We start from the raw sequence: 4,211 nt of genomic DNA, 5'->3' as shown, positions 1-4,211 counted from the left end.
CGATCGCGGGCAGGGGCGGCCTCGTCGCCGGCGAGCACGTGCCAGTCGGCCTCGGCATCCGGCCGGTAGGCCCCGCCGGGCCCCACTGAACGGCGACCTTCTCCCCCGGCTGCGCCTGCGCGGCCCAGGGTCCGGCCAGCCCCTCGTCCCCGTGCACCACGAAGTCCACGGCGACGGTCCCGGCCGCCTCGTCCACGGCGCGCACGGTGTACGTCCTGCGCACCGGCATCTGCGCCGGGGCGAGCCGCTCGCGCAGCACGTCCATGTCATACGGCGGCTCGAGCCCCAGGGACGGGTCGGCGAACAGCAGCTTGACGTACTGGTCGGTCGCCTCCTTGGCCGCCCACCGCTCGTGGAACTCCGCGAAGCCCTCGCCGCCGAGCACCACCCGCACCATGTGCGGGGTGAGCCGCTCGGTGCGCACCACCTCGAGCACGGTCTGCGGTCGCACCGGACGGCCGCCCCGGCGGGGGCGACGGGCGTGGCGGAGTCGCGGGCGCCGTCGTCGTTCTTCACGGAAGGGACCTCCAGAGGGTCGGAGAAGAGAATAGGAAACGTCGGCCTCACCTTATCTGCCCGACGACGGCCCGGTCACCGGGTACGGCGCCTCCACTAGGATCGTCGGAGACTTCCGATCCACGTCCGAGGCCCGAGGGAAGGGGACCAGACCGTGACCGCTCTCTCCGAGCTCGCCGGCACCTGGAAGATCGACGCCGCCCACAGCCGTGTCGGCTTCGCTGCCCGCCATGTCATGGTGACGAAGGTGCGCGGCTCGTTCACCGACGTCACCGGCCTGCTGACCCTGGACCCGCGCGGCTCGAGCACTCCCACGTGGAAGTCGTCGCGCAGGCCGAGTCACTGACCACCCGGAACGAGGACCGTGACGAGCACCTGCGCAGCCACGAGTTCTTCGACGTGCAGAGGTACCCGGAGGTCACCTTCCGCTCCACGCGCATCAAGCAGGCCGGCGATTGGTCCTTCCTGGTGGTCGGGGACCTGACCATGCACGGCATCACGCAGGAGGTCGCCCTGCCGCTCGAGCTGATGGGCGTGGAGGTGGACCCCTACGGCGTGATCCGCGCCGGCGTGGAGGGCTCCCGCCGCATCGACCGTCACCGCTGGGGGCTGGACTGGAACGTGCCGCTGGACTCCGGCGGCGTCCTCATCTCCGACCGGGTGACCCTGGAGTTCGAGCTGTCCCTGCAGCGGATCGCCGCATGAGGCGTGCCGCGCGGCACGACCTCGACCCGGACCCGCCGACGCAGCCCCGGCTCGACGCCGACCCGTCCGCCCACGACCTGCCCACCGGCTCGATCCCTGTCACCCTCGCCCCCGGCACCGGCCGGTTGATCGGCCTGCTGGTGGCCGCGGCGTTCGTGGTGATCCTCAACGAGACCATCATGTCCGTGGCTCTGCCGCGCCTGATGGCGGAGTTCTCCGTCACCGCCGCCACCGCGCAGTGGCTGTCCACCGGGTTCATGCTGACCATGGCCGTGGTCATCCCGTTCACCGGCTGGGTGATGAACCGGTTCACGGTCCGCCAGGTGTTCGTGTTCGCCATGAGCACCTTCGTGGTGGGCACCGCCGTGGCCGGTCTGGCCCCGTGGTTCTCCGTGCTGCTGCTGGGCCGCGTGGTGCAGGCGGTCGGCACGGCGATCATGATGCCCCTGCTGATGACCACGGTCCTGAACGTGGTGCCGGTGGCCCGCCGCGGCCGGATCATGGGCATCATCTCCATCGTGATCGCGGTGGCCCCGGCCACCGGACCCACCGTGGGCGGCGTGATCCTGGAGCACCTGTCCTGGCGGTGGATGTTCGGCACCGTGTTCCCCATCGCCGTGGCCGCCCTGGCCGCCGGCGCCCTGTGGGTGCGGAACGTGACCGAGCCGCGGCCCGTCCGTCTGGACGGCTTGTCCGGCGTGCTGTGCGCCCTCGGCTTCGGCGGCATGATCTTCGGCCTGTCCAGCATCGGCGAGTCCGCCGCCGGGCATGCGCCGATCGCCCCGTGGATCCCGATCCTCGCCGGCGCCGTGTTCCTGGCGCTGTTCGCGGTCCGCCAGGTGCGCCTGAAGGACGGCGCCCTGCTGGACCTGCGCACCCTGACCCGGCCGACCTATGCCACCGCCCTGGCCTGCATGCTGGTGACGATGATGGCCCTGTTCGGCGTGATCATCCTGCTGCCCATGTACTTCCAGCAGGTCCTGGGCTGGACCACCCAGCAGTCCGGGCTGGCCCTGCTGCCCGGCGGCGCCGCCATGGCGGTCCTCGGCTACGTGGTGGGCAACCTCTACGACCGGGTGGGCCCGCGCCCGCTGCTGATCCCCGGCTCCGTCCTGGCGGCCGGGGCGCTCTGGGGCTTCACGTTCCTCTCCCCGGACACGACCGCGCCGCTCGTGGTGGGCCTGCACATCGTGATGAGCATCGGGCTGTCCCTGATGTTCTCCCCGCTGATGACCACTGCCCTGTCCGCCCTGCCGCGCCGGCTCTACGCGCACGGCTCGGCACTGGTGTCCACGCTGCAGCAGTGGCGGCCGCGGCCGGCACCGCCCTGTTCATCACCCTGCTGACCGTGGGCACCGCATCCTCCGCCGCGCACGGGGCGGACCAGGTGGCCGCGACCATGGACGGCGTGCACCTGGCCCTGCTGGCCGGCGCCTGCGTGTTCAGCCTCAACCTGGTGGCCGTGTGGTTCGTGCGGCGCTCCTCCGGTGAGGTCGAGGACGCCCGGCAGGCGGCCGAGGCACCGGCCTCCGGCCACTGAGCGCGCGGCAGCTGGACCCGTCTTCGAGTGACGCGTCACTGCGCAGGATCACGCCGATCACAGGATGACTGTGCGCCAGTTCACGATGTGACCGAAGCGAGACCGAACGGTCAGTCAACTGCCAGGCGCGCTTGCGGCTCCGGTCAGGACGGGCCGTTATTGTTGAACACGCCTCATCCAAGGTGCGAGTGATGATGGACAACTGAACAGCAGAAGCCCCGGGCATCGACCATCCACGCGTTCCCCCTCACGCAGTCGGAGCCCGGGGCTCTGCCGTGCCCGGGTTCATCCACCCGTCCCCGTGAATAGACTGGACACTCGCCGCACCGACCAGATCCCGCCGCGCCGTCGCGGCCTTCGAGGGGGACCTCCGCCGATGACCCGCCAACCGCCGCATGCCTCCGGCCTTCCCGACGACGGCCGCCTCCCGGGCGAGGAGGTGCACCTCGTCCGCCGCGCCCGCCCGAGGGCCTGGCTTCCCTTCCTGGTCACCGTGGCCCTCGGCGTCGCCCTGCTCGTGTGGTGCGTCGTGGCCCTGCCGGGCCTGCCCGAGCGCGTCCCGACGCACTGGGGCCCGAGCGGCGAGCCGGACGCCTGGTCGGACAAGTCACTCGGCGCCGTGGCGATGGGCCCGCTCATCGGGCTAGGCATGGCCGCCTTCATGGCGTTGGTCGCCGCCATGCTGCCGATGATGACCCCGGCCGCGGAGGGCGGCTCCGACTGGGCCCGCGTGCGCGGCCACGGCATGCACTTCGGGATGGTCGGCGCGCTCGGCTGGATCAGCCTGCTCACGCTGCTGTGCACCGCACCGACGACCGTGCAGATGCTCCTGGACGGCACCGTCGCCCTCCCGTGGTGGCTGATGCCGCTGGTGGTCACCGTGGTGATGGTCGGCGTCTTCGCCGCCCTGTCCCTGTCCATGCGCCGCTGGCACCGCTGGTCCGAGGAGACCGCCACCGCCCTGGGGTACCACGCCACCGCCGAGGAGCGCGCCGAGGAGGAGCGGTGGACCCCGACCGGCATGAAGAACGACCCTGACGATCCGAACATCATGGTGAACAAGCGCGAGGGCTACGGCGTCGGCGCCACCGTGAACATCGGATCCCGCGGGGGCCGGCTGCTGTACCGCGGGTTCCTGGCCCTGTTCGCGGCGGGGCTTCCCGCGATCCTGTGGATCATCGCCTGGCCCGGCTGAGCGCTCCCGCCTGGTGAGACTCGCATCACTCGGATTTCGGACTGCCAGTGAATGACCAGGCGCATTTGCGGGAGCCTCAAGAGTGTCGGCCTAACGTCGACCACGCCTCATCAAGGTGCGAGTGATGATGGAACAAGTGAACAGCGGACGCCCCGGCGTCGACCATCAAGCGTTCCCCCTCGCGCGGTCGATTCCGGGGCGTCCGCCTGTCCGGGGCCCGGCGGCCGCCGGCGAGACCCGCCGGACCGCGCGCAC

3 protein-coding genes and 2 pseudogenes are annotated in these 4,211 nt (G+C 71.4%); 4 read left to right on the top strand and 1 reads right to left on the bottom strand.

Annotated elements, in window-relative coordinates; all coding sequences use genetic code 11:
* A pseudogene (locus AC2W7A_RS09965) lies at nucleotides 1-397 on the bottom strand (siderophore-interacting protein); the annotation flags it as partial.
* Nucleotides 398-751: 354 nt separating this feature from the next.
* Between AC2W7A_RS09965 and AC2W7A_RS09960 the strand changes: the two are divergent.
* From AC2W7A_RS09960 to AC2W7A_RS09945, 4 genes and pseudogenes are all read left to right on the top strand, one after another.
* Nucleotides 752-1,221 (top strand): annotated as a pseudogene (locus tag AC2W7A_RS09960) (YceI family protein).
* Nucleotides 1,218-2,567, top strand: a complete 1,350-nt coding sequence (locus tag AC2W7A_RS09955) for an MDR family MFS transporter (RefSeq protein WP_485991221.1) — start codon at nucleotides 1,218-1,220, stop codon at nucleotides 2,565-2,567. The pseudogene AC2W7A_RS09960 and the gene AC2W7A_RS09955 overlap by 4 nt, the downstream one beginning before the upstream one ends.
* Nucleotides 2,525-2,761, top strand: coding sequence for a hypothetical protein (locus AC2W7A_RS09950; RefSeq protein WP_485991220.1), 237 nt, complete (start codon nucleotides 2,525-2,527; stop codon nucleotides 2,759-2,761). The genes AC2W7A_RS09955 and AC2W7A_RS09950 overlap by 43 nt, the downstream gene beginning before the upstream one ends.
* A 376-nt stretch (nucleotides 2,762-3,137) precedes the next feature.
* Nucleotides 3,138-3,956, top strand: a complete 819-nt coding sequence (locus AC2W7A_RS09945; protein ID WP_485991219.1) for a DUF1648 domain-containing protein — start codon at nucleotides 3,138-3,140, stop codon at nucleotides 3,954-3,956.
* The last annotated feature ends 255 nt before the right edge of the window (nucleotides 3,957-4,211 follow it).

The organism is Micrococcus sp. LASM2_SD2 (genome assembly GCF_057364565.1).
The sequence above is the reverse complement of the archived record's forward strand: the minus strand, read 5'-3'. Positions and strand labels throughout refer to the sequence as shown.